This window comes from Phenylobacterium sp. J426, assembly GCF_024699945.1.
Taxonomy (GTDB): Bacteria; Pseudomonadota; Alphaproteobacteria; order Caulobacterales; family Caulobacteraceae; genus Phenylobacterium.
This window is the reverse complement of record NZ_JAJOMY010000001.1, coordinates 1,258,116-1,280,362: the sequence shown is the minus strand read 5'-3', so window position 1 is coordinate 1,280,362 and position 22,247 is coordinate 1,258,116. Positions and strand designations below refer to the sequence as shown.

Here is a 22,247-nt window from a genome sequence, read left to right as displayed (position 1 = left end):
TTGCGTATGTCGGTTGGACGTACCGGTGCGATCATGGCTGCGGCGGCGCTGTTCGGCGCCGTGAGCGGCGTCGCGCATGCGGCCGACAAGGACAAGCGCCTCGACTTCACCGTGAAGTCCGAACCCGCCGCCGCCGCGCCCGGCGCCGGCAAGATCATGCAGTACGACGCCAGCAAGGGCCGCTTCGGCCTGACGCTGGGCGTGAAGCAGACCGAAAGCCGCGAATCCACGCTGAACGACGTGCAGGCGGGCGCCTACTACCGCATCACGCCGTCGCTGCGGGTGGGCGGCTCGGTGGCGCTGGGCGAGCAGGAGCTCACCCCGCGCCCGAACCAGGCCCGGCCGGCCGACCAGCCGAAGGTCCGGCTCGAGACCGCGTTCAAGTTCTAGGCCCTAAGGCCCTCCACCGCCGCCAGACCGATGAGGCCCGCGTCCCTGAGACGTCGGGCCGTTTTCATGTTCACGCCGCCCAGTGCGTAGGCGGGTCGGCCCGCCGCGCGGACCAGGGCTGCGAGGCGGACGGCTCCCAGGGGCGGCCCGGCCGAGGGGCTGCGCGACGGGAAGACGGCCGAGATCACCACCGCGTCGGGGCCCGGCGTCCGCGCGGCGGCCAGCGAGTGCGCGGCGGCGGTGACGATCCAGTGCGGATGAGCGCGCTTCAGGGGCCGCGCGCGGTGCGCGAGCCGCTGTGGCAGGTGGACGCCGTCCGCGCCGATCCGGGCGGCCAGGCCCGCGTCCTGGCCGATCAGCAGGAGCAGCCCCCGCGCCCGGGCCGCCGCCAGCAGCCGCCGGGCCACGGCCTCGGCGTCCGGGGCGCCGAAGCTGCGGTAGACGACGGCCGCGCCCCGCGGCAGGCGCAGGGCCGCGGCGACGGGATCCGGTGTGCGGCCGGGGTCGGTGAAGAACAGCAGGTGGGGCAGGCTCTTCCGCAGGCGCCTGCGGGCCGGTAAGAGCCGGGCCGTCCGCTCCAGGGTCCAGAAGCCTTCCGAAATGACCGCTCCCCCTCAACCGTCGGCCGCCGCCTATGCCGATGTCGTCGCCCGGATCGGGCGCGCCGCGCAAGCCTGCGGGCGGGATCCGGCGACGGTGACGCTGGTCGCCGTCTCCAAGCAGCAGCCGTGGGAGGCGATCGCGCCGGTCCTGGCGGCCGGGCAGACGGTGTTCGGCGAGAACCGCGTCCAGGAGGCGATGGCGCGGTGGGAGGGCAAGTCGCAGGGCCTGACGCTGCACCTGATCGGCCCCCTGCAGTCGAACAAGGCGAAGGAGGCGGTGGCGTTCTTCGACGTCATCGAGACCCTGGACCGGGGGAAGCTGGCGACGGCGCTCGCCGACCAGGTCCAGCGGCAGGGCCGGTCGCCGCGATTCTACGTGCAGGTGAACACCGGCGAGGAACCGCAGAAGGCCGGCGTCATCCCCGGCGAGGCCGACGACTTCCTGAAGGCCTGCCGGACGATCTACGGCCTGACGGTCGAGGGGCTGATGTGCATCCCGCCCGCCGCCGAACCGGCCGGGCCGCATTTCGCCCTGCTGGCGAAGATCGCCGCGCGCAACGGCCTCTCGAAGCTGTCCATGGGCATGAGCGACGACTTCGAGACCGCGATCCGCTTCGGCGCCACCAGCGTGCGGGTGGGTTCGGCGGTGTTCGGGGTCCGCGGCGAGGCTTAGGGCCGGATCTCCACCGCATCGCCCGGCTGGGCGGTCGCCAGCAGGTCCTCGAGGTCGGCGCGCGCGATGGCGACGCAGCCCTCGGTGGGCGGAAAGCCCGGCTTGCACAGGTGCAGGAAGATGCATGAGCCCAGGCCGGGGACCGGCGGGTCGTCGTTGTGGCCGAGCACGACGACGATGTCGTAGACGTGGTCGTCCCGCCACAGCCGCTCGGCGCTGGCGGGGTAGGGCAGGGTCACATGCCGGTTGTATTGCGGGTCGGCGGGGTCGTCGCACCAGCCGTCGTGCTCGCTCATGGCGTGGACGCGGAGTCCGCAGGCCGGGGGCGGCCCCTTGTCCGGCCGGTACCAGACCTCGCGGATCGGCCAGACGCCGGCCGGCGAGGCGCCGTCACCCTCGCGCTTCTCCGCCGCCGGGACCACCCCTGCGGGTCCCAGGGCGCAGCGCACCCTACGGTCGCCGAGATCCAGCCATCCCTCCGCGGTCGCCGTGAAGATCAAAGCTCAAACCCTTTGCCCGACGCACGACATATGGTGTTTGTTCTAACCATGGCTCAACGCAAGACCCTCCTCATCGTCGACGACGACCAGGACCTTCGCGGGGCGATCGCCGAACAGCTGCAGGCCGAGGGCTTCGACACCGTCGAGGCGCCCACGGCCGGCGACGGCATCCGGCTGGCCGCCGAGGCCAAGCCCGACCTCGTGCTGCTGGACGTCGACCTCCCCGACATGGACGGCCGCCACGCCTGCAAGCAGATGCGTGACAACGGCGTCGCCGCCCCGGTGATCATGCTCACCGCCGCGACCAGCGACGACGACACCGTCATGGGGCTGGAGGCCGGCGCCAACGACTATGTCGCCAAGCCGTACAAGTTCGCCGTGCTGCTGGCCCGCATCCGCGCCCAGCTGCGGAGCCACGAGCACTCCGAGGGCGCGGTCTTCCGGCTCGGGGCCTACGAGTTCCGTCCCGCCGCCAAGATGCTGATCGACGAGAAGCAGAAGAAGATCCGGCTGACGGAAAAGGAGACCAACATCCTGAAGTACCTCTATCGGGCGGGCGAGAAGGCCGTGTCCCGCGAGGAGCTTCTGGCCGAGGTCTGGGGCTACAACGCCGGGGTCACGACGCACACGCTGGAGACCCACGTCTACCGGCTGCGCCAGAAGATCGAGCCCGATCCGGCCAATGCACGCCTGCTGCTGACCGAGGCCGGCGGCTACAAGCTGGCGCCGTAAGGTATCGCTAGAGCGCACACGATTGACGGCGCCTTGGCCCCTCGGAGGGGTTGCGGCTGTTCTCGTTGAGTGATTCCGTTGATCTGCTCAGATCAGGTGATTCGCTGGGTTGCCGCCCGTGCGCGGATCACATTCTGCGAGAAGCGTTGCGCTTCTTGCTCGCGAATCGGATTGTACCGAACCGCGAGGATCAAGTCATGCCTGACGCGCTAGAGCTGCAGCTTGAGGCGTACCATAGGCTGCGTCCCAAACTTATCGAGGAGAACCAGTCTGGGTGGGCGCTAGTCGCTCGGGAAGCGCTGGTGCGCGTATTTGCGGAATTCGAGGAAGCTGCACGCTACGCCGACCAGTATTTCTCTAACGAGCAGGTGCTGATCAGGCACACCTCAGAACAGCGCGGGATGGCGCCGTTCATAGCCTCACACGGCTAGAGACCGGCTGTGGGAGACGCCGGTGGGAATGTAGCGCTCCCCATCCAGTACAAGGGGCCGCTGATTGATGTGCGGGTAAAGCTCCCGGGGAGTCCCCATGCGGGGATTCAGGTGCGCGGCCTGATCGATACCGGTGCAGATTTTGTTCTTCTAAGCCCAAGCATCGCCAAGCGACTCGAACTGCGACATGTGGACAACGACGTTGTCGGAGGCATCGGCGGCGGCCAGTTTCCGGCTAAAGTATACAGCGGAGCCATCTGTGTACCCGAGCTGGAGTTCGAAAGAACTCTTCCTCTCTATGCCGTGCCATGGGACCCGACGAGTCACACGGTGCTATTAGGTCGCTCGTTCTTGAAGCATTTCATTTTCAGGTATGATGGCCCAAGCGACCTCTTCCACTTCTCGAAGCCGGTCGATTGACCGTCCTGCGCTGACCTGAACCCTACAGCACCAGATCCGCCGACACCGGCGCGTGGTCGCTCGGGCGTTCCCAGGCGCGGACGTCCTCGTGCACGCGGCTGGCGGCGGCGCCCAGGCGGAACGCGGCGTCTCTCAGGCCGGGCGTCACCAGGATGTGGTCCAGCCGCAGGCCCCGGTTCGACTGGCGGAAGTCGGCGGCGCGATAGCTCCACCACGAGGCCATCTTGGCAGGCTCCGGCGTCGTCTCGCGGGGCAGGTCGATGAAGTCCAGCGCCGCCTTGAGCTTTCCGAACGCCTCCACCTCGACCGGCGTGTGGCTGACGATCTTCGACATGTACCGGTGGTTCCAGACGTCGAACTCGCCGGGCGCCACGTTCAGGTCCCCGACGACGGCCAGGGGCTGGGCCTTGTCGCGCTTGGCAAGCTCCGCCGTCAGCTTCTCGTAGAAATCGAGCTTATGGTCGAACTTGGGGTTCTCCACGCGGTCGGGCACGTCGCCGCCGGCCGGGATGTAGAAGTTGTGGATCTCGACGCCCGCCACCTTGGCGCCGACGCAGCGGGCGTGGCCCTCGCGGCAGACGTCGAGCTTCGGCGCGTCCTCGATCGGCAGGCGCGAGGCGATGGCCACGCCATGCCAGCCCTTCTGGCCGGCGATGCGCACGTGCGGCAGGCCCATCTCGACGAAGGCGTTCCGCGGGAATTCGCCCTCACGGCATTTGATCTCCTGCAGGCACAGGACGTCAGGGGCCTGTTCGGCCACGAAACGGGCGACCTGTTCGGCGCGGAGGCGGACGGAGTTGACGTTCCAGGTGCAGAGGCGGAGGCGCATGCCGCCCATTTAGGCTGTCGCGACGCCTTGGGCCACGAGACAAAGAAACGCCCGGACGATGGCTGGCGTCCGGGCGTTGAAAGTTGTCTCTCATGCCGCCGCCGGGAGGGGATAGGTTCCGGCACGGACACGCCTGCGCACAGCTGCGCGGGCGACGTAGTGGCACTATCGCAACAGTGTGACAGAAAGTCAAAGGCCAGGGAAATTGGCCTTGAGTGTGGTGATCAAATCACACTTTGCCGCGGCCGACATTCTTCGGGCGGGGGTCCTTCAGCACGAACAGCGAGCCGTCGAGGCCGGCGACCTTCTGCAGGTTCTGCAGTTGCACCCGGGTCTGCCGGTTCTGGGCGTCGACGATCGTCCATCCGGTCAGGGCGAGCTGCGGCGCCTCGCGGAAGTTCAGCGTGATCTGCCCCGCGGTGCGCTTGTTGCCGTCGCGGGCGGTGATCGAGAACCCGTCGGCCTGGCGCGCCACGCGGGTGACCGTGACGCTCTTGTCGAGGCGGATGTTCTTGGCCAGGAAGACCGAAAGCGGCGTCGCCGACAGCGGATAGCGGTCGAAGGTCTTGAGGCGGGTGTCCTGCACCGAGACCACGCCGCCGTCCGAGACGACGAGCAGGCCCGAGGGATCGTCATAGTCGAACCGGGCCTTGCCGGGGCGCTTCAGGAACACGTCGCCGCCGATCGAGCGGCCGCGGGCGTCGGTCTGCACGAAGCGCGCCTTGGCCTCGGTCAGGCCCTGAAGATAGGCGGCGGCCCGGTCCACGAGGGCCTGGTCCGCCGGCGAGAGCGCCGCCTGGGCCAGGGCCGGGCCCGCGAAGGCGCTGGCGATCAGCGCCAGGGTCAGGCTGCGGCGATCGAGGGTCATTCCATACTCCATGCGCAGGCTTCCTATCGCGCGCAAGCGGCGGCAATAGGGCTCAAATGGGGAGGCGTAGGCAACGCTTCCGAGATGTGGGTGTTCCGAGGCGATGGGCGCAATCGACGACCTGGAACGGCGGATGGCCGAGGCCGCGGAGGCCGGCGACTTCGAGACGGCGGGCCTGCTGCGGGACGCGATCCACAGGCTGAAAAGCGGCGAGAGCAATCTCACGGAACAGCGGCCGGGCCGCATGGGCCTGGGCTCGAGCCAGGAGATGTATCGCCGGGACCCGAAGAAGCCGCTGCCCAAGAAGCCCGACCTGATGACCAGCGGCCACAAGCCCGGCGGGCGGCGACGGGGATCCTGAGCCACCAACGCGTGTCATCCCCGAAGGCGCGGGATGACAGCCTTGGCTACGGCGCCGCCGACGCCAGGATCTCGCGCTTGCCGGCGTGGTTGGCGGGGCCGACGACGCCCTCGTTCTCCATCCGCTCCATGATCGAGGCGGCGCGGTTGTAGCCGATCTGCAGGCGGCGCTGGATGTAGCTGGTGGAGGCCTTGCCGTCGCGGGTGACGATGGCGACGGCGCGGTCGTACAGGTCGTTGGCGTCGCCCGTGTCGCCGCCGAAGCCGAGGTTCGGGCCTTCGCCCTCCTCCTCGTCGCCGCCGGCGGTGACCTCCTCGAGGTAGCTGGGCGTCCCCTGCTCGCGCAGGAACTTGGCCACCGCCTCGACCTCGCCGTCGGACACGAACGGGCCGTGCAGGCGGGTGATGCGGCCGCCGCCGGCCATGTAGAGCATGTCGCCCTGACCCAGCAGCTGCTCGGCCCCCTGCTCGCCCAGGATGGTGCGGCTGTCGATCTTCGAGGTGACCTGGAAGCTGATCCGGGTCGGGAAGTTGGCCTTGATGGTGCCGGTGATCACGTCCACCGACGGTCGTTGCGTCGCCATGATCAGGTGGATGCCGGCGGCCCGCGCCATCTGCGCGAGACGCTGGACGGCGCCTTCGATGTCCTTGCCGGCGACCATCATCAGGTCGGCCACCTCGTCGATGATCACGACCAGGTAGGGCATCGGCTCGGGGACGATCTTCTCGGATTCGAAGATCGGCCGGCCGGCGTCGTCGAAGCCCGTCTGAACAGTGCGCTCGAAATGCTCGCCGCGGGCCACGGCCTCGCGGGCGCGCTCGTTGTAGGAGGCGACGTTGCGGACGCCGATCTTGGACATCCGGCGATAGCGGTCCTCCATCTCGCGCACGGTCCACTTCAGCGCGACGATGGCCTTCTTCGGATCGGTGACGACGGGCGCCAGCAGGTGCGGGATGCCGTCGTAGACCGACAGCTCCAGCATCTTCGGGTCGATCATGATCAGCCGGCACTGCTCAGGCGGCAGCCGGTAGAGGATCGACAGGATCATGGCGTTGACGCCCACCGACTTGCCCGAGCCGGTGGTGCCGGCGATCAGCAGGTGGGGCATCTTCGACAGGTCGGCGATGTAGGGCTCCCCGCCGATGGTCTCGCCCAGCACGACCGGCAGGTTCTGGCCGCCGCGCTCATACTCGGGCGCCGCCAGCAGCTCGCGCAGGTAGACGGTCTCGCGGCGCTGGTTCGGCAGCTCGATGCCGATGGCGTTGCGGCCCGAGACGACGGAGACCCTGCAGGCGGCGACGCTCATCGAGCGGGCGATGTCGTCGGCGAGCGCCACGACGCGGGCCGACTTCACGCCGGCGGCCGGGACCAGTTCGTAGAGGGTGACCACCGGGCCGGGCCGGATCTGGTCCACCTGGCCGCGGACCCCGAACTCGGCCAGCACGCTCTCCAGCAGCTGGGCGTTCTGGCGCAGCGCACCCTCGTCGAACTGGGCGGCGCGGGCCGGCGCCTTGGCCAGCATGGAGAGCTCGGGCAGCTTGAAGCCGCCGGGCTGGACGAATTCGAAGGTGGCCTGGGCCTCCTTCTGCTCGCGGACGCTCTCCTTCGGCGGCGCCTTTGGGGGCCTTGACCTTGGGTTCGCCGCCCATGGCGATGGGGGCGGCCACGAGCGGCGCGGTCGCATCGGCCTCGTCGCGGGAGGACTCGAAGGGGACCTCGTCGGGCAACACGCTGTCGAGCGGCCGGCGGCGGGGGGGCCTCGCGGGCTTAGGCGGCTTCTCGGGCCTTGCGGCCTGGAGCTTCGGCCTGAAGGCGCCGGCGACGGCCTGGCTGATGGCGGCGCTCGCGGCGCGCACGTCCAGCCGCGACAGGCCGATGGCGTAGCCGAAGCCGACGGCGCCGATAAGCGCCAGCACCGCGCCGGCGATCGTTTCGCCGAGCGGCAGGCGAGCGTAGGCGGCGAGGCCCGCCAGGACGGTGAGAAGGGCGTCGCCCCAGAAGCCGCCCAGGCCCTTGGCCAGCGGCCAGGCGACCGGCGCCGGCAGGACGGCGAGCGCGCCGGCGGCGGTGAGGACGCCCAGCGCGCCCAGGACCGCGCGGAGGCGCAGCCGGGCGCGGCCGGCGGCGGGCGTCGGGTCGGCGACACGGGCCAGCCCGAGCACCACCACCAGCAGGGCCAGGAGGCCCGAGGCCACGCCCAGGGACTGCACGCCGATGTCGGCGATCACCGCCCCGGCCCCGCCCAGCGCATTGGTCGGCGCCTGGGCGCCCGAGGCGTTGAGGCTGGGATCGGCGGCGTTGTAGGTGGCGAAGGCGATCGCCAGGATCACGCCGGCCGCCGCGGTCAGCCCGCCGCGCAGGCGCGCGGTGTTGGGGTGGTCCCACACCAGCCTGGCGATATGGAGCACGAGCTCCATGCCGGTTTTCCGCGCCGCCCGCGCCATGCCTTCGAAACCCCTGGTGGAAACCTTCGCCTGAGGTCCCTGTTTGGCCGCCCCGGGGTTAATGGGCGTTTACCAAGACCCGCCGAGCCGGGCGGGTCGGCGGGCCGCTTGCCGCTTCCGTCCGGCGGGGCTCCGCATTAGGGTCGCCCGCCATGACCTGGTCCATGCCTCGCCCCGCCCTGCAGCTCGTCGCCGTCCTGATCGGCGCGGCCGCCCTGGGCGCCTTTTCCCTCGGCGTCATCACCGCCGATGCGCCGGCCCGGCTGCCGGGCGAGCGCGGCGCCGGCGCCGGCGACCAGGGCCAGGCCATCGAGGCGCAGGAAGCCACCCCCCTCGACCAGGAGCGCATCGAGGGCCCGCCGCCGCCGCCCGAGCTGACGCCCGAGGAGAAGGCCAAGCAGGAAGAGGCGCGGAAGGCCCGGGAAGAGGCCGCGCGGCTGAAGGCCGAGGCCGACGCCGCCGCGGCGCCGAACGGGCAGGCCTCGTCCGATCCGCTGGGCGACGTCCTGCAGAAGGCGCAGCCCAGGGCCGCGCCGCAACCCGCCCAGCCGCCGCCCGACGAACCGCTGTTCTGACCGGACGGCCCCGCGAAGCGGCGGGGATGAGGGAACCCACGGCCAAGCTGGACGTCTAGCACTGGACTCCCACCGCCCGGCCCCTCCCGATGACCGCGCTGCTCATGAAGCCGCTGACCTTTCGCCGCCTGACGGCCGGCGAGCGCGCGCTGGCCGCCGAGTGGTTCGGGGCGGGCCTCGATGCGGCCCGGGTGCGACTGTTCGCCCTCCCCGTCTGGAACCGCGCGTTCGTGGCCGGACCCGGCCTGATCGTCTGGCCCGCCACCTCGGCCCGCCTCGACTTCTCGGCCGCCGAGACGCCCCTGCGGACCCAGGCGGTGTTCGTCCACGAGCTAACCCACGCGTGGCAGGCGCAGAACGGCGTCAGCCTGCTGATCGCCAAGCTCAGGGCCGGCGACCGGCCGGAGTCCTACAGCTATGACCTCGCCGCGGGACCGGCCTTCCCCGACCTCAACATCGAGCAGCAGGCCATGGTGGTGGAGCACGCCTTCCTGGCCTCGCGCGGCGGACGGACGCCGCACGCGCCGGAACTCTATGCGAACATCCGTTCGAACTGGGACGCGAGCCGCCCCGGCGGCGGCGCCCAGGGTTGAGGCATGTCCTTGACCGCATTAGGGACATTCCCCTTGCAGGGCGCCCATCTTTCCCCATATCGGCTGGCGACGCTGGTTTCCGCGGGTGCAAGCCCGAAGAGGCCGGCCGAGAACCTGATCGAACCGGGGGCGTCGTCATCAGGGCGCTTCAGTAGAAGGCCCACCCGCGGCGTCCGCCAATTAGGAGCGAGCAAGACTCTCACATGAGCAAGATCATCGGCATCGACCTCGGCACCACGAACTCGTGCGTGGCCATCATGGACGGCAAGACGCCGAAGGTGATCGAGAACGCCGAAGGCGCCCGGACCACCCCGTCGGTCGTGGCCTTCATGGAAGACGGCGAGCGTCTGGTCGGCCAGCCGGCCAAGCGCCAGGCGGTGACCAACCCGTCGAACACCTTCTTCGCGATCAAGCGCCTCATCGGCCGCAACTTCTCCGACCCGATGGTCGAGAAGGACAAGGGCATGGTGCCCTATGACATCGTGAAGGGCCCGACGGGCGACGCCTGGGTGCGCGCCCACGGCAAGGACTACTCGCCCCAGCAGATCTCGGCCTTCATCCTGCAGAAGATGAAGGAAGCCGCCGAGCAGCACCTCGGCGAGAAGGTCGAGAAGGCGGTCATCACCGTTCCGGCCTACTTCAACGACGCGCAACGCCAGGCGACCAAGGACGCGGGCAAGATCGCGGGCCTGGAAGTCCTGCGCATCATCAACGAGCCGACCGCGGCGGCGCTGGCCTATGGCCTCGAGAAGAACGAGGGCAAGAAGATCGCCGTCTACGACCTCGGCGGCGGCACCTTCGACGTCTCGATCCTGGAGATCGGCGACGGCGTCTTCGAGGTGAAGTCGACCAACGGCGACACCTTCCTGGGCGGCGAGGACTTCGACCTGCGGCTCGTCGACTACCTGGCCGACGAGTTCAAGAAGGAGCAGGGCGTCGACCTGCGGAAGGACAAGCTGGCCCTGCAGCGCCTGAAGGAAGAGGCCGAGAAGGCCAAGAAGGAGCTGTCCAGCGTCACCCAGTACGAGGTGAACCTGCCCTTCATCTCGATGAACGCGTCGGGCCCGCTGCACCTGAACATCAAGCTGTCGCGCGCCAAGCTGGAAGCGCTCGTCGAGGACCTGATCAACAAGACGATCGGCCCCTGCGAGAACGCGCTGAAGGACGCCGGCCTGAAGAAGACCGACATCGACGAGGTCATCCTCGTCGGCGGCATGACCCGCATGCCGAAGGTCGTCGAGACCGTGAAGGAGTTCTTCGGCCGCGAGCCCCACAAGGGCGTGAACCCGGACGAGGTCGTGGCGCTCGGCGCCGCGGTCCAGGCGGGCGTGCTGCAGGGCGACGTCAAGGACGTGCTGCTGCTGGACGTGACGCCGCTGACCCTGGGCATCGAGACCCTGGGCGGCGTGTTCACCCCGCTGATCGAGCGCAACACGACCATCCCGACCAAGCGCAGCCAGGTGTTCTCCACGGCCGACGACAACCAGTCGGCGGTGACCATCCGGGTGTTCCAGGGCGAACGCCCGATGGCGCAGGACAACAAGATGCTGGGCCAGTTCGATCTGGTCGGCATCCCGCCCGCGCCGCGCGGCGTGCCGCAGATCGAGGTCACGTTCGACATCGACGCCAACGGCATCGTCAACGTCTCGGCCCGCGACAAGGCCACCGCCAAGGAACAGTCGATCCGCATCCAGGCCAACGGCGGCCTCTCGGACAGCGACATCGACGCCATGGTCAAGGAAGCCGAGTCCAACAAGGCGGAGGACGAGAAGCGCAAGGCCGCCGTCGAGGCCAAGAACCAGGCCGACGCGGTCATCCACTCGACCGAGAAGGCGCTGTCGGAACATGGCGACAAGGTCTCGACCGAGGACCGTGACGCCATCCAGGCGGCGCTGGACGACCTGAAGGGTTCGCTGGAAGGCGGTGACGCCGAGGCGATCGCGGCCAAGACCCAGACGCTGATCCAGGCGTCGATGAAGCTGGGCGAGGCCATGTACAAGGCCCAGCAGGACGCCGGGGCGCAAGCCTCGGGCGAACAGCCGCAGGCCGCCTCGGACGACGTCGTCGACGCCGAGTTCGAGGAAGTCGGCGGCGACGACAAGAAGTCGGCGTGACATCGCGCCCCATGGCGGCCGTCCGCACCAGATGCGATGACCGCCGTGGGGACGTCGCCGCCGCCTTCGCGGTAGAAGGTAGCCCCCGCCCGCTCGGCGCAAGCAGCCTTGCAGTCGGGCGGGGGCCCACCCACTTCCCTTCCAGCACTTTTGAGCGCCTGAACGTTTGATGCGGGACTATTACGAGATCCTGGGCGTCAACCGCGGCTGCGACGAGGCCGGGCTGAAAGCCGCCTTCCGCAAGCTCGCGATGGAGCACCATCCCGACCGCAACGGCGGTTGCGAGCAGGCCGCCGGCCGGTTCAAGGAAATCAACGAGGCCTATTCGGTCCTGTCGGACCCGCAGAAGCGGGCGGCGTACGATCGCTTCGGCCACGCCGGCGTCAATGGCGGGGGCGGCGGTCCCGGCGGCGGGGCGCAGTTCCACGACGTGCACGACATCTTCAACGAGGTGTTCGGCGACGTCTTCGGCGACATGTTCGGGGGACGCGCGGGCGGCCGCGGCGGCCAGCGCTCGGGCCCGGCCCGCGGCTCGGACCTCCGCTACGACCTGGAGATCAGCCTCGAGCAGGCCTACGCCGGGGCGGAAGTCGAGATCACCGTCCCCTCGACGCTGAACTGCGAGACCTGCGACGGTTCCGGCGCCAAGCCGGGCACCAGTCCGACCACCTGCACCACCTGCCATGGCGCGGGCCGGGTCCGCGCGACGCAGGGCTTCTTCCAGATCGAGCGCGCCTGCCCCCGCTGCGGCGGCTCGGGCAAGATCGTCATCGACCCGTGCCAGGACTGCCACGGCATGGGCCAGATCCGCCGCGAACGGACGCTGGCGGTGCGGATCCCGCCGGGGGTCGACGGCGGCGCGCGCATCCGCCTGGCCGGCGAGGGCGACGCGGGGCTGCGCGGCGGCCCGCGCGGCGACCTCTACATCTTCATCTCGGTCAAGCCGCACGAGCTGTTCGAGCGCGACGGCCTGGACCTGCTCTGCACGGTGCCGGTGCCGATGTGTGCGGCGGCCCTGGGCGGGGAGATCGAGGCGCCCTGCCTGATGGGCGGGGAGAACTGCGACGGCGAATGCAAGATCACGGTCAAGGTGCCCGAGGGCGCCCAGACCGGCCGCACCCTCCGCGTGAAGGGCCGCGGCATGCCCTCGCTGCGCGGCCCGCAGCGCGGCGACCTGGTCGTCGAGCTGTTCGTCGAGACGCCCACCAAGCTGACCGCGCGCCAGAAGGAGCTGATGCGGGAGTTGGCCGGACTGTGCGGCGAGCAGCAGCATCCGAAGTCGGCAAACTTCCTCGGGAAGGCCAAGCGCTTTTGGGATGATGTGACCGGCGCAGCCTGATCCTCAGGCTGCGACATACCGCCATACGCGGAAACGCGATGATATTTTACCGGGCTCCAGCCACCAGCTGAGCCCGACTAATTCGGCGGCCGTCCAGTTCGGGGGTCGGCCGTCGTGTCCTTCAAGTCCTTTGTCCAGGCGCTCGCGCTTGCCGCGGTGGCGACGTTCGGCGCGACCGCGGCCCAGGCGGCCGGGACCCAGACCGCGCCTCGAATGATCCTCGGCGCCGCGGCCCTGCCGCCGACGCCCTACATCGAACTCTGCGCCCGCCAGCCCCTGGCTTGCGGGTCGGACGCGGCCAAGGTGTTGGCCGGCGCGGCGCAGGCCGAAGCCGAACGCCGGGCGCTGCTGGGCGGCCCCGCCGCGCCGGCGGCGCCCACCGCCGCGTACGAGGCGCCCGAAGCCGCCCCCGAGCTCACGCCGGCGCTGTGGAGCGCCCTGACCGAGGCGAACGCGCGCGTGAACCGCGCCATCCGGCCCGTGAAGGACAGCGCCGCCCGCGACACCTGGTCCCTGCCGCTGGCCGACGGCCGCCGGGCCGGAGACTGCGAGGATTACGCGCTGGAGAAGGTCCGCGCCCTCGTCGCCGCCGGCGTGCCGCGCAGCGCGCTGAACCTCGCCACGGCGGTGACCCCATGGGGCGAGAACCATGCGGTGCTCATCGTCTCGGCGGCGGCCGGCGATTTCGTGCTCGACAACCTGCAGGCCAAGGTCTCGCGCTGGGATGAGGTTCCCTACGCCTGGGGCAAGCGTCAGGTGGGCGGCCGCGCGTTCGAGTGGGCGATGGTGCGGCGCGGGGCCGCTGTGGCCGCCGGGGACTAGCCCCGCCGGGCCGGGGCGCCTAATCTCGCGGCAACGTATGCGTTAGCCTGAGTTTGGAATGGCCTCGACCCGAACGGTGCACGTCGTCGACGACGACGAACTGCTGCGGGACTTCACCGACCACGCCCTTTCGCAGGCGGGGTACCAGGTCCTGCAACACCCGACCGGCGAAGACTTCCTGTCCGCGCTGGCCGAGGCCGAGGCCGGCTGCATCCTGCTCGACATCCAGATGCCGGGCCTCAGCGGCCTGCAGGTGCAGGAGGCCCTCAAGGCGCGCGGCGTCGCCTGGCCGGTGGTGGTGCTGACCGGGCGCGGCGACGTCCGCATCGCCGTCGAGGCGATGAAGAACGGCGCCTACGAGTTCCTCGAGAAGCCCTACGAGCCCGCCGCCCTGACCGCGACGCTGGAGGCCGCCTTCGAGGCCTTCGAGGCCGAGCGCGAGGCGCGCGCCGAGGTCGCCCGGGCCGAGGCGCTGATCGCCACCCTGTCGGCCCGCGAACTGCAGGTCATGCAGGGCCTGCTGGCCGGCATGCCCAACAAGATCATCGCCTATGCGCTGGGCCTCAGCGTCCGCACGGTAGAGATCTACCGCGCCAACGTCATGGACAAGCTCAAGGCGCGCGGCCTCTCCACCGCCGTGCGCCTCGCGCTCGCCGCCGGCGTCGAGCCGCTGCCGGACCCCGAATAGGCCCCTACTTCCGCTTCGGCCGATAGGCGACCAGGACGTTGCCGGCCTGCTGGCCGAACGAGGCGTAGCCGGAGTTGACGAACAGCATGCCGTCGCCGGCGAAGAGGCCGGCCGCGTCGATCGAACCGCCGGGCGCCGGGGATGCCGTTCACCGGCGTGTAGGCCAGCGCCGTGTCGTAGGTGGCCATCACCTTGCCGGTGGCGGCCTCGAACACATAGAGCCGCCCGTCCAGCGAGCCCGCCACCAGGGCGCCGTCGATCACCAGGGGCGCCGCCGAGAGGCCGTAGCGGTCGCCGCAGATGGAGACGCGCGTCTTGCGGTCGCCCGAGCAGTCGGGCCTGGCGCGCCATTCCCAGGCGATCTTGCCGGTCAGGACGTCCACCGCATACATCCCGGCCGCCGAGGGATTGGCCATGGTCGCGGGATCGTTGATCGGCGCGAAGACGCGCCGGTCGTCGATGGCGATGCCCCAGTGCACGCCGCCCAGCGGGGTGCCCTTGCCGAACTGGTGGCGCCACAGCTTCCTGCCGTCCGTCGGGTTCAGGGCCCAGAGCTCGCCCGACTTCTGGCCGGCCAGGATCACCTCGCGCCCCTTGCCGCGGAAGATCACCGGGCCGCCGCCGAAGTCGTGGTCCAGAAGGACGCTGCCTTCGTTGGCGAAGAAGCAGTTGGGCTTCAGCGGCTCGCCGGGGGGCGGCGGGCCGACCGGGCAGCTCATGTTCCAGACATCGTTGGCCAGCGCCTGGAAGACCCACTTCTGCCGGCCCGTGGCTGCGTCGATGGCCACGATCGCGTCGGATGTCACGGTCGCCGGCGGCGAGGTGTTCTCGCCGGTCGAGGCATAGACCACGTTCCGCTTCGGATCGTAGGCCGGGCTCGACCAAATCGGCGCGCCCGAGGGGCCGTACATCTCGACGCCCTGGCTGTTCTTTCGGCCCAGCGGCTTGGCGGCCTCCATCGTGTGCCAAGTCCAGACGGGCTTGCCGGTGGCGGCGTCGACCGACACCACGTCGCCGTGGCTCTTGCAACATTCGTGCGTGGGCCGCATGGCGGCCGCCACGTCCATGGCGGAGACCGGGACGATGATGCGGTCGCCGGCGAACAGCGCCGAACCGGACAGCGGCGAGGCCGGATCGTGCTTCGGATCCGTCCGCCACAGGATCGCGCCGGTCTTGGCGTCCAGCGCCACCAGCTGACCGGCGCCGTCGCCGCCCACCAGGGCCATCGGGCCGTCCTTGCCGAGCCGGCCATAGGCGAGGCTGTTGCGGATCCCGCTGGGCGTGGGCGTGGCCCACTTCACACAGCCGGTCTCGGTGTCGAGCGCCAGCACGTAGCCGGCCTGGCCGGCGGGATAGAAGACGGTGTCGCCCACCACGACGCCTGCGCCGCGCAGGCCTGACGTCTTCGGCATGGCGAAGGTCCAGGCGACCTCCATGTTCGCCAGGTCGCGGGTCTTCAGCCCCGCCTGAGCGGCGCTCATCCGGCGGGAGTTGTCCTGGTCGACGCCGAAGCCCACCTGGGCAGGCCTGGCGGTGAGATCAACGGCGGCGCGGTCGGCGGCGCATTTCGCGCCGTCGATCCAGCCCGTGCCGGCGGGACCTTCGGGGGCGGCCAGATACGCGACCACGTCGCGGAGCTGGCGGCGGTCGAGCTGGTCGCCCACCGGCTTCATCACCCCGGTGGTCAGGGCCGTCGTGAGCGTCTGGGCGCTCATCTTGCGCAGGGTGGCGACCGGAGCCGCGCGGTCGCCGGCCGGAGGCTTCTCGTGGCAGGCGGCGCAGAACTGCTCATAGACCGCCTTGCCGGGATGCACGTCGTCGGTGGCCTGCGCCTGGGCCAGGCGGCCGAACCCGAAGCTGGCGCCCAGGCCGATCGCCAGCGCCGCCGCGCTCACCGCAGCCGCCGCTGCCCCGCCGCCCGCAACCCGCGTCCAGACGCCCATCGGTTTCCCCCAAAACATACCGGCCGTTCGACGGCTCGCTCTCGGCGGAAGCTAACCGCCGCGCGTTCCTTGCAGATTGCCCCGCTGAAATCCGCGGGCGCAAGACGCTGGCGGTTTGCCGGACGGCGCACTTTCAGCTAGAGAGACCGCCCGCTGAAGACGCACCCGTAGCTCAGCTGGATAGAGCGTTGCCCTCCGAAGGCAAAGGTCACACGTTCAGATCGTGTCGGGTGCGCCAGCGAATTCAACCACTTACGGCCCATGGGCGTCGCTCGATCTCCGTTGATGGGGTCGAGGAAGCACTCCGGAAGCAATCTCAGGCGCACCGCAGGGCGAGAGTTCGTGCTCCGCCGTGCGCCCGACAAGTCGGGCCGGCGGCTGCGTCAGGACCAGAAGTCGTCCCAGTGAGCCTGATCTCCGACGCTCTCCCAGTGATCGGTGAGTTTGCCGTCCTCGAAACGCCACAGGCCGAAGCCCCAGGTGTCGAGCTTCTTTCCCTTCCGTTCGCCGGTCATCCGATGGACCACCAGCCCCCACGTATCGTCGGCGAAGAACGTGCCCTGCAGCTCTTCGTGGAAGGTGTTGCCTGTCTCCGCGTGGATGCGTGCGATGTGGGCCTTGAAAGCTTCTGGTCCGACGTAGACTCCGGCGAGGATGTTCTGGCCCGGGGGAGTGGACGGTGAAATCGTCGCGCATGTTCCCCCAGAGAACCGCGCGATCCTTGGCGTAGATGCGCTGAAGCATTTCCAGGTTCGTCATCGGTCGGCTCTCCCAAGGCCTTAGATCGCTTAGTATGCTAACTAATGCCAGCTCGCCGCTGCCCGGCAACTAAATTGGCGTCGGGGGGCGAAGGATTCCGCCTTGGTCTCCGATGCGCCCGGTCAATCGTCCCGGTCGGGAATGGCCGTCGCGGACGCGCAGCCGGCGCCAGTCGACGGCCCGAGCGAACGGCCTGCGACACGCGGTCGCCCGGCATGCTGTCGCAGGGGGCCGCGGCCCGGCGGCCCGACGCACGTCGGCTGAGCGGCGCGCGATCCCCTCGGGCCTCCGCGCGCGAGACGTGCGACACCGACCGGCCGAGCCGGATCGACGCAGGGCGGCCGCCCCAGATTGGGTACGGCCCATCGTTGGTGGAGCCGACGGCTCTCTCTAGACGGCGCCACCTGTTCGGGATTCCGGGGCCGTCATGTCGTTCGCAACTCTCAGCGCCCGCCGATCGGCGGCGGCGCGCCTGTTCGCGGTGGCCGTCTTGGCGCTCGCCTGGCTGCTGGGCCTCAGCGCAGCCGGCCACGCCGCCGAGCTGACCTTCAACCGGGCCTACCTGGGCGCGCTGTCGGGCCAGACCTACACCACGACCACGCTGCTCAACGCCGACCCCGGTTCGATCCGGTTCTCGGACGACGGGACCCAGCGGACGTTCCACAACACCAGCGGCACCCTCTATTACACGGTCGGGGGCGCGCCGCGCGCCGAAGCCGGCCAGCTGAAGGCGCGCTATCCGAACGGAAACGTCGTGGTGGACGCCGTCGCGTTCGAAGGCTCGGCCGGCTTCCGCCTGATCGTGCTGGGCGGCAGCTACACGACGTCCAGCAGCTATGGCGGCAGTTCGAACGGCATCGTCGACCGCCTGAACGAATACATCCTGGCCACCGCGCCGGACTCCGCCCAGACCTCGATCCGGGCCAACGGCGCGGCCAGCGCCACCGCCAACGTCGGGGCCTCCGTCACCATCACGGTGGCGGTCAAGCTGACCTCCGGCGCGGCCGTGTCGGGCGCCACCGTCACGCTCGCCGCAAGTCCCTCCAACCTGTCGTCGACCACGCCGACGAGCGCCGTCACCAACGCCAGCGGCGAAGCCAGCTTCACGGTGACGGGGACGGCCAAGGGAACCGTGACCTATACCGCCGTGGCCTCGGCCGGCGGCAGCACCCGCGACGAGCGCCGGCTCGGTTTCGGTCACCTATGTGGGAGTGAGAAGCGCGGCCCGTTCCACCGCGACCGTCGCCGCCGGCGTGGTGGGTGCGCCGACCAAGATCGTGGTGACCGTCCGTGATGGGGACGGCGACCTGGTGCGCGGCGCCAGCGGCGGCCTGACCCTGTCGGTCGGCGGCGCCAACGCCGGCGCCGCCCTCAGCGCGATCGTCGACAAGGGCGACGGAACCTACGAGGTCACCTACACGCCCGGTCATGCCGGGACCGACACCATCGTCGTCGAGCTGGACGGGACGCCGCTGCCGGGTTCTCCCTATTTCAGCACGGTGACGACGGCGCCGGTTGCGATCACCACCACCTCGCTGCCGACGCCGGTGATCGGCGTGCCTTACAGCCAGACGGTGTCGACCAGCGGCGGGACCGCGCCGGTGAGCTTCAGCGTCACGGCCGGAGCCCTGCCCGCCGGGCTGAGCCTGGATGCGACGACCGGCGCGATCACGGGGACGCCGACCACGGCCGGGGCGTACAGCTTCACGATCACCGCCAGCGACACGAACAGCATCACCGCCGCCCAGGCCTATTCCGGGACCATCGGGGCGGGCCTGGCGATCACCACCACCTCGCTGCCGACGCCGGTGATCGGCGTGGCCTACAGCCGGACGGTGTCGACCAGCGGCGGGACCGCGCCGGTGAGCTTCAGCGTCACGGCCGGAGCCCTGCCCGCTGGGCTGAGCCTGGATGCGACGACCGGCGCGATCACGGGGACGCCGACCACGGCCGGGGCCTACAGTTTCACGATCACGGCCAGCGACACGAACAGCATCACCGCCGCCCAGGCCTATTCCGGGACGATCGGGGCGGGCCTGGCGATCACCACGACGACGCTGCCGACGCCGGTGATCGGCGCGGCCTACAGCCGGACGGTGTCGACCAGCGGCGGGACGACGCCGGTGAGCTTCAGCGTCACGGCCGGAGCCCTGCCCGCCGGGCTGAGCCTGGATGCCACGACCGGCGCGATCACGGGGACGCCGACCACCGCCGGCGCCTACAGCTTCACGATCACCGCCAGCGACACGAACAGCATCACCGCCGCCCAGGCCTATTCCGGCACCATCGGGGCGGGCCTGGCGATCACCACCACCTCGCTGCCGACGCCGGTGATCGGCGTGCCTTACAGCCAGACGGTGTCGACCAGCGGCGGGACCGCCCCGGTGAGCTTCAGCGTCACGGCCGGAGCCCTGCCCGCTGGGCTGAGCCTGGATGCGACGACCGGCGCGATCACGGGGACGCCGACCACGGCCGGGGCCTACAGCTTCACGATCACGGCCAGCGACACGAACAGCATCACCGCCGCCCAGGCCTATTCCGGCACCATCGGGGCGGGCCTGGCGATCACCACCACCTCGCTGCCGACGCCGGTGATCGGCGCGGCCTACAGCCGGACGGTGTCGACCAGCGGCGGGACCGCGCCGGTGAGCTTCAGCGTTACGGCCGGAGCCCTGCCCGCCGGGCTGAGCCTGGATGCGACGACCGGCGCGATCACGGGGACGCCGACCACGGCCGGGGCCTACAGCTTCACGATCACGGCCAGCGACACGAACAGCATCACCGCCGCCCAGGCCTATTCCGGCACCATCGGGGCGGGCCTGGCGATCACCACCACCTCGCTGCCGACGCCGGTGATCGGCGCGGCCTACAGCCGGACGGTGTCGACCAGCGGCGGGACCGCGCCGGTGAGCTTCAGCGTTACGGCCGGAGCCCTGCCCGCCGGGCTGAGCCTGGATGCGACGACCGGCGCGATCACGGGGACGCCGACCACGGCCGGGGCCTACAGCTTCACGATCACGGCCAGCGACACGAACAGCATCACCGCCGGCCGGAGCTTCACCGGCACCATCATCCCCGCGGCTGCGCCGGAGCCCCCCGCGCCGCCGCCGCCGCCGCCCGAAACGGCGCCGCAGAGCGTCACGGTGCCCTTCGAGAGCCCGGACTACGTGATCGATCTGGCGAGGCCGGATGGCGCCACGGTCCGGATCGTCAGCGGCGTCTCCCACGGCGTGCTCACCCTGGAAGGCGGCGTGGCGAACTACGTTCCGGAGCCCGGCTATGTCGGCCGCGACGTCTTCACCTATGTGATCGTGACCGCGTCCGGTGCTTCGCAGCCCGTGGCGGTGACGATCGACGTGCAGCCGCCGGCCCCGCCGACGGCGATCTCGCCTCCGACCCAGACGCTGGGCAACGCCGCCGCTTCGACCTCGACGAGCATTTCCGAAACCGCCTTCATCGACATGAACCCGCTGGTCTCGGGCGTGGTGTCCGAGATCCAGCTGCGCGACCTGCCGCGGCACGGCACGGTGGTGCTCCGCCGGAGCGCGGCCGCGGCGGCGTCCGACGCGGCGACCGGCCGGACCAGGGCCGCCACCGCGCTGCCGCCCTATTCAGCGGCCTATACGCCGCAGGCCGGGTTTGTGGGGCGCGACAGCTTCACCTTCGTGGCGATCGGCCCGGGCGGCGTCTCCGCCCCCGCGATCGTGACCATCGACGTCGTCGCCCCTGCGCCGACGGCGGCGCCGATCGAGCGGACGGTGCTCGCCGGCCAGCAGGTTTCGATCGATCTGACCGGACCGGCGCAGAACGGCCCGTTCGCGGCCGCCGCCCTGGTCAGCCGCCCGCCCGCCTCCACCGGCGAGGCCCGGCTGGTCGAAGGCGGCGTCGCCGGGGCGCGCAGCTATCGGCTCGAGTTCCGTTCCGCGGCCGGCTTCGCAGGTCCGGTCGTCCTGACCTACACGCTCAGCAACGCCCAGGGCGTGTCCGAACCGCTGCGGGTGACGATCACCGTCGTCACGCTGCCCGATCCGTCGCGCGACGCCACGGTGCGCGGGCTGCTCAGCGCCGAAACCGAAACGGCCCGCCGTTTCGCCGGCGCCCAGATCGACAACTACCGCAACCGCCTGGAAAGCCTGCGCGGCGGCGGCCGGTCGCGGTCGAGCCTGCAGTTCGTCTCGGGCGTCGTCGACCGCCCGCAGCCCCGCGCCGGCCTGGACCCGATTGGCGGTCCTGACGCCCCGGCTGCGTCGCCGACCGCCGCTGCCGCCCCGGCCCAGATCCGCACCGCCCCAGGACCGCGCGCGATCGGGGAGGTCGAGACCTGGGTGGGCGGCGCGGTCAGCATCGGCCATCGCGACGCCGTGACCGACCGGGCCAAGCTCTCGTTCGCCACCTCCGGCCTGAGCCTCGGAGCCGACGTGCGCCTGAGCGAGGCGGTGAGCGTCGGCGTCGGAGCCGGCTTCGCCCGCAGCGACACCGATGTGGGCACCGACGGCTCCAGGGCCGACGCCACAGCCTGGTCCGCCGCGGTCTACGGCAGCTACGTCCCGACGCCGGGACTGTTCCTGGACGGCGTCGCGGGCGCCGCCGAGCTGGACTTCGACCTCCGCCGGGCCGTCGCGACCGGCGCGCTGGCTCGCGGCCAGCGGGACGGCCACCTGGTCTTCGCCGCTGTCACGGCCGGGGTCGAGCGGAACGCCGGCCTCGGCGGCTGGTCGGCCTATGGGCGGATGGAGGCGATGCGCGCCGAGCTGGACAGGTACCGCGAGACGGCCCCCGACCTGTACGGCCTGCAGTACGAGAGCCGCACCATCGACTCCCTCGTGGGCGTACTGGGCCTCCGCGCCCAGGGCGGGACCCGGGTCGGCGCCGCCGTTCTGGCGCCGCACGCCCGCATCGAGCTGCAGCACGACTTCCGGCGCACCGACGCGCAGCGGGTCCGCTATGCCGACTGGCTGGACGGCCCGGTCTACGCCGTCGACGCCGACGGCTGGGCGAGCACCCGGCTGACGCTGGGCCTGGGCGCCGGCGTGTCGTGGTCGAACGGCTGGACGCTCGACCTGGACCTGTCGGCGGAAGCCGCGCGGCGTCATCGGGCCGGCGTGGCGCGGGTGGGCGTGTCGCGGAGCTTCTAGGCGCGGCGAGAACCGCCTCGCGGGCCGTC

Annotated in this window: 21 protein-coding genes, 1 tRNA gene and 1 pseudogene; 15 read left to right on the top strand and 8 right to left on the bottom strand. The window is 70.7% G+C overall.

What is annotated here, in order from left to right; all coding sequences use genetic code 11:
* Positions 1–6: 6 nt before the first annotated feature.
* Entirely contained in the window at positions 7–390 is a 384-nt protein-coding gene (locus LRS10_RS06700; protein WP_257836574.1) for an NtrZ family periplasmic regulatory protein, read from the top strand.
* On the opposite strand, the gene LRS10_RS06695 is transcribed toward LRS10_RS06700, so the two are convergent.
* Positions 387–854, bottom strand: a complete 468-nt coding sequence (locus tag LRS10_RS06695; protein ID WP_257839097.1) for a thiamine phosphate synthase — start codon at positions 852–854, stop codon at positions 387–389. The two genes, LRS10_RS06700 and LRS10_RS06695, sit on opposite strands and share 4 nt — an antisense overlap.
* Before the next feature lie 136 nt (positions 855–990).
* On the opposite strand from LRS10_RS06695, the gene LRS10_RS06690 reads away from it, so the two are divergent.
* Complete coding sequence (locus tag LRS10_RS06690; RefSeq protein ID WP_257836573.1) at positions 991–1,665, top strand: YggS family pyridoxal phosphate-dependent enzyme; 675 nt, start codon at positions 991–993, stop codon at positions 1,663–1,665.
* Here LRS10_RS06690 and LRS10_RS06685 read toward each other — a convergent pair.
* Positions 1,662–2,165: a L,D-transpeptidase gene (locus tag LRS10_RS06685; protein ID WP_257836572.1), complete on the bottom strand. Its 504-nt coding sequence runs from the start codon at positions 2,163–2,165 to the stop codon at positions 1,662–1,664. The two genes, LRS10_RS06690 and LRS10_RS06685, sit on opposite strands and share 4 nt — an antisense overlap.
* A gap of 48 nt (positions 2,166–2,213) precedes the next feature.
* Between LRS10_RS06685 and LRS10_RS06680 the strand changes: the two genes are divergently transcribed.
* Genes LRS10_RS06680 through LRS10_RS06670 form a run of 3 tightly spaced genes read left to right on the top strand, consistent with a single transcriptional unit; the run spans position 2,214 to position 3,748 of the window.
* Entirely contained in the window at positions 2,214–2,897 is a 684-nt protein-coding gene (locus LRS10_RS06680; RefSeq protein WP_257836571.1) for a response regulator transcription factor, read from the top strand.
* Between the two features lie 50 nt (positions 2,898–2,947).
* The gene (locus tag LRS10_RS06675; RefSeq protein ID WP_257836570.1) at positions 2,948–3,328 is read left to right on the top strand and encodes a hypothetical protein; all 381 of its coding nucleotides are present in this window, start codon (positions 2,948–2,950) and stop codon (positions 3,326–3,328) included.
* A 9-nt stretch (positions 3,329–3,337) separates the two neighbouring features.
* On the top strand, positions 3,338–3,748 hold the full coding sequence (locus tag LRS10_RS06670) for a retropepsin-like aspartic protease (protein WP_308237927.1): 411 nt from the start codon (positions 3,338–3,340) through the stop codon (positions 3,746–3,748).
* A 22-nt stretch (positions 3,749–3,770) separates the two neighbouring features.
* Here the strand turns inward: LRS10_RS06670 and LRS10_RS06665 are convergent, their stop codons facing one another.
* A complete protein-coding gene (locus LRS10_RS06665; RefSeq protein ID WP_257836569.1) occupies positions 3,771–4,577 on the bottom strand; it encodes an exodeoxyribonuclease III in 807 nt (268 codons plus the stop codon).
* Between the two features lie 229 nt (positions 4,578–4,806).
* A complete protein-coding gene (locus LRS10_RS06660; RefSeq protein WP_257836568.1) occupies positions 4,807–5,445 on the bottom strand; it encodes an outer membrane lipoprotein carrier protein LolA in 639 nt (212 codons plus the stop codon).
* 103 nt (positions 5,446–5,548) lie between these two features.
* Between LRS10_RS06660 and LRS10_RS06655 the strand changes: the two genes are divergently transcribed.
* Positions 5,549–5,806, top strand: a complete 258-nt coding sequence (locus tag LRS10_RS06655) for a UvrB/UvrC motif-containing protein (protein WP_257836567.1) — start codon at positions 5,549–5,551, stop codon at positions 5,804–5,806.
* A 46-nt stretch (positions 5,807–5,852) separates the two neighbouring features.
* Here LRS10_RS06655 and LRS10_RS06650 read toward each other — a convergent pair whose 3' ends face one another.
* Together LRS10_RS06650 and LRS10_RS06645 are read right to left on the bottom strand one after the other, a co-directional pair.
* A complete protein-coding gene (locus LRS10_RS06650; RefSeq protein ID WP_257836566.1) occupies positions 5,853–7,328 on the bottom strand; it encodes a DNA translocase FtsK in 1,476 nt (491 codons plus the stop codon).
* A gap of 394 nt (positions 7,329–7,722) precedes the next feature.
* Positions 7,723–8,223 (bottom strand): annotated as a pseudogene (locus LRS10_RS06645) (DNA translocase FtsK 4TM domain-containing protein); the annotation flags it as partial.
* Positions 8,224–8,402: 179 nt separating this feature from the next.
* Between LRS10_RS06645 and LRS10_RS06640 the strand changes: the two are divergent.
* The 6 genes from LRS10_RS06640 (at position 8,403) to LRS10_RS06615 (ending at position 14,381) form a co-directional block, all read left to right on the top strand.
* Positions 8,403–8,825, top strand: a complete 423-nt coding sequence (locus LRS10_RS06640) for a hypothetical protein (protein ID WP_257836565.1) — start codon at positions 8,403–8,405, stop codon at positions 8,823–8,825.
* An 89-nt stretch (positions 8,826–8,914) separates the two neighbouring features.
* Positions 8,915–9,418 (top strand): hypothetical protein, encoded by a 504-nt coding sequence (locus LRS10_RS06635; protein ID WP_257836564.1) that lies wholly within the window; start codon positions 8,915–8,917, stop codon positions 9,416–9,418.
* Between the two features lie 203 nt (positions 9,419–9,621).
* The gene (dnaK, locus tag LRS10_RS06630; RefSeq protein ID WP_257836563.1) at positions 9,622–11,532 is read left to right on the top strand and encodes a molecular chaperone DnaK; all 1,911 of its coding nucleotides are present in this window, start codon (positions 9,622–9,624) and stop codon (positions 11,530–11,532) included.
* 169 nt (positions 11,533–11,701) lie between these two features.
* Positions 11,702–12,871, top strand: a complete 1,170-nt coding sequence (gene dnaJ / locus LRS10_RS06625) for a molecular chaperone DnaJ (protein ID WP_257836562.1) — start codon at positions 11,702–11,704, stop codon at positions 12,869–12,871.
* A 114-nt stretch (positions 12,872–12,985) separates the two neighbouring features.
* Positions 12,986–13,693: a transglutaminase-like cysteine peptidase gene (locus tag LRS10_RS06620; RefSeq protein WP_257836561.1), complete on the top strand. Its 708-nt coding sequence runs from the start codon at positions 12,986–12,988 to the stop codon at positions 13,691–13,693.
* Positions 13,694–13,751: 58 nt separating this feature from the next.
* Positions 13,752–14,381, top strand: a complete 630-nt coding sequence (locus LRS10_RS06615) for a response regulator transcription factor (RefSeq protein ID WP_257836560.1) — start codon at positions 13,752–13,754, stop codon at positions 14,379–14,381.
* Here the strand turns inward: LRS10_RS06615 and LRS10_RS06610 are convergent.
* Entirely contained in the window at positions 14,279–16,324 is a 2,046-nt protein-coding gene (locus LRS10_RS06610; RefSeq protein ID WP_257836559.1) for a PQQ-binding-like beta-propeller repeat protein, read from the bottom strand. The two genes, LRS10_RS06615 and LRS10_RS06610, sit on opposite strands and share 103 nt — an antisense overlap.
* Positions 16,325–16,485: 161 nt before the next feature.
* Here LRS10_RS06610 and LRS10_RS06605 point away from each other — a divergent pair.
* A tRNA-Arg gene (locus LRS10_RS06605) sits at positions 16,486–16,562 on the top strand.
* A gap of 145 nt (positions 16,563–16,707) precedes the next feature.
* Here the strand turns inward: LRS10_RS06605 and LRS10_RS06600 are convergent.
* The gene (locus LRS10_RS06600; protein ID WP_257839095.1) at positions 16,708–16,980 is read right to left on the bottom strand and encodes a nuclear transport factor 2 family protein; all 273 of its coding nucleotides are present in this window, start codon (positions 16,978–16,980) and stop codon (positions 16,708–16,710) included.
* Between the two features lie 530 nt (positions 16,981–17,510).
* Here LRS10_RS06600 and LRS10_RS06595 point away from each other — a divergent pair.
* Both LRS10_RS06595 and LRS10_RS06590 read left to right on the top strand, forming a co-directional pair.
* Positions 17,511–18,377, top strand: coding sequence for an Ig-like domain-containing protein (locus LRS10_RS06595; RefSeq protein ID WP_257836558.1), 867 nt, complete (start codon positions 17,511–17,513; stop codon positions 18,375–18,377).
* Positions 18,295–22,218 (top strand): putative Ig domain-containing protein, encoded by a 3,924-nt coding sequence (locus LRS10_RS06590; RefSeq protein WP_257836557.1) that lies wholly within the window; start codon positions 18,295–18,297, stop codon positions 22,216–22,218. Before LRS10_RS06595 ends, LRS10_RS06590 begins: the two co-directional genes overlap by 83 nt.
* The last annotated feature ends 29 nt before the right edge of the window (positions 22,219–22,247 follow it).

Coding starts and splice junctions, on each gene's coding strand:
- LRS10_RS06655 (WP_257836567.1), top strand. CDS start 5,549: ATGGGCGCAATCGACGACCTGGAACGGCGGATGGCCGAGGCCGCGGAG.
- LRS10_RS06690 (WP_257836573.1), top strand. CDS start 991: ATGACCGCTCCCCCTCAACCGTCGGCCGCCGCCTATGCCGATGTCGTC.
- LRS10_RS06610 (WP_257836559.1), bottom strand. CDS start 16,324: ATGGGCGTCTGGACGCGGGTTGCGGGCGGCGGGGCAGCGGCGGCTGCG.
- dnaJ (WP_257836562.1), top strand. CDS start 11,702: ATGCGGGACTATTACGAGATCCTGGGCGTCAACCGCGGCTGCGACGAG.
- LRS10_RS06700 (WP_257836574.1), top strand. CDS start 7: ATGTCGGTTGGACGTACCGGTGCGATCATGGCTGCGGCGGCGCTGTTC.
- LRS10_RS06640 (WP_257836565.1), top strand. CDS start 8,403: ATGACCTGGTCCATGCCTCGCCCCGCCCTGCAGCTCGTCGCCGTCCTG.
- LRS10_RS06665 (WP_257836569.1), bottom strand. CDS start 4,577: ATGCGCCTCCGCCTCTGCACCTGGAACGTCAACTCCGTCCGCCTCCGC.
- LRS10_RS06595 (WP_257836558.1), top strand. CDS start 17,511: ATGTCGTTCGCAACTCTCAGCGCCCGCCGATCGGCGGCGGCGCGCCTG.
- LRS10_RS06615 (WP_257836560.1), top strand. CDS start 13,752: ATGGCCTCGACCCGAACGGTGCACGTCGTCGACGACGACGAACTGCTG.
- dnaK (WP_257836563.1), top strand. CDS start 9,622: ATGAGCAAGATCATCGGCATCGACCTCGGCACCACGAACTCGTGCGTG.
- LRS10_RS06635 (WP_257836564.1), top strand. CDS start 8,915: ATGACCGCGCTGCTCATGAAGCCGCTGACCTTTCGCCGCCTGACGGCC.
- LRS10_RS06680 (WP_257836571.1), top strand. CDS start 2,214: ATGGCTCAACGCAAGACCCTCCTCATCGTCGACGACGACCAGGACCTT.
- LRS10_RS06650 (WP_257836566.1), bottom strand. CDS start 7,328: ATGCTGGCCAAGGCGCCGGCCCGCGCCGCCCAGTTCGACGAGGGTGCG.
- LRS10_RS06660 (WP_257836568.1), bottom strand. CDS start 5,445: ATGACCCTCGATCGCCGCAGCCTGACCCTGGCGCTGATCGCCAGCGCC.